The sequence below is a fragment of the Aminivibrio pyruvatiphilus genome (genome assembly GCF_004366815.1).
Lineage (GTDB): Bacteria > Synergistota > Synergistia > Synergistales > Aminobacteriaceae > Aminivibrio > Aminivibrio pyruvatiphilus.
Genome location: NZ_SORI01000056.1, coordinates 1 through 1,424 on the forward strand (window position 1 = coordinate 1; position 1,424 = coordinate 1,424).

1 protein-coding gene is annotated in these 1,424 nt (G+C 52.1%); it reads right to left on the reverse strand.

Annotation, left to right across the window (positions count from 1 at the left end; all coding sequences use genetic code 11):
- Window positions 1-137: 137 nt before the first annotated feature.
- On the reverse strand, window positions 138-1,313 hold the full coding sequence (locus C8D99_RS15060) for an IS4 family transposase (protein WP_133959322.1): 1,176 nt from the start codon (window positions 1,311-1,313) through the stop codon (window positions 138-140).
- Window positions 1,314-1,424: the final 111 nt, after the last annotated feature.

The following is a 1,424-nucleotide window of genomic DNA, read 5'->3' on the forward strand; positions in this document are numbered from 1 at the left end:
TCACTGCTGTCCAAAATAAATTGAAATCTGAAATAGCACCCTGAATTTCCAGGGTTTTGCGGAGCTGTTTTAGACAGATTTGAAAACAGGTCCCCTGTTTTCCTGAACCTCGATAATTAAATCGGCTGTCCAACTTCCTACAGAGTGAATTTCAACTGTTCCGCCTCCGGTACAATGGGCGGAGTTTCATACGGTTCGTCGAGCCAGGCCCGTAAAACCCGATAGGTAAAGAGGTTCAGCCGAAGCATGGTCGCCATGTTGGAAAAGGACCATCCCTCTTTGGATAAGTGATGCAGCCACTTGATCACCAGCAATGAAACCAGGGCTGTCCAAATCTGGATGCGAAGGGCGTTCTCGCTCTCACCTACGAAGGTTTTGACCTTCAGGTTCTGCTTCAGCGTTTTGAAGAAGAGCTCGATCTCCCACCGGTCCCTGTAGATCTCTCCTATGGTGCTCGCCGCGAACCTAAGATGATTGGTGAGAAGAACGATATTCTCTCCTGTTTCGGGGTTCTCGACAGTGATCCTGCGGAGCGGCCCCGGATATCTCTCCTTCATCCCCGTTCCGGTAAGACGGACGATCTCGTCGGAAAGGACATGCCTGTTTCGGGGCGGAGTACGGACTTCCTGCACGGTGTAGACGCAGTTGTCCTTCATCCGGGTGACGAAGAAGACGCCCTGATCCGTCCAGGCCCGAAACTGGCCGAAGTCCACGTATCCCCTGTCCAGGGCCACGATGGAGCCGGGTTTGAGGGCAAGCTCCTTCGACATCCGGCTGTCGTGGGTCTTCGCATCCGTGATGGAAACGAAGGAGGGCATGTAGTCGTCATGATCCAACAGTACGTGGACCTTTACACCTCCCTTGGCCCTCCGGAATTCCGCCCAGGGAAAAAGAGACAGGCAGAGGCTGATGGTAGTGGAGTCAAAGGACAGCAGTTTGTTCTTGAACCGGAACTTTTTCTTCCGGCATCCCAAAGAACCCGTAGAGCGGAAATGATCCGACAGCCTCCAGAACAGCTCCTCGAAAAGCTCCGCAGGACGATGATTGTTTGCATAGGAGAGGGTGGATCTTCTGGGAGGCTCCTTTATCCCCAGGTGAACGAGTTTTCCGTTACAGCAGCTGAGCCCATTGACTATCTCCCTGAGAGAATCCGCTCCGGCCAGATGACAGAAAAGCATGGAGATGAGCTGCGTCTTCGAGCGGAATCCTTTGGCGTGGCGTTCAGCGCCCCATTTGGCGACCAGGTTGTCAAAGTTCACTGCTGTGAAAAGCTCCGAAACAATTTGACCAAACAGACTTGAAACGTTTACCATGTGGTTTGCCCCCTTGCGGATTTGAGGTCTCGTTGCGTAGGCAAACCAATGATATCTCAAAGACCTTGGGGGCTTTTTAATGTTCCTAAAAACCTATTTTGGACAAGAGTG

Coding starts and splice junctions, on each gene's coding strand:
- C8D99_RS15060 (WP_133959322.1), bottom strand. CDS start 1,313: ATGGTAAACGTTTCAAGTCTGTTTGGTCAAATTGTTTCGGAGCTTTTC.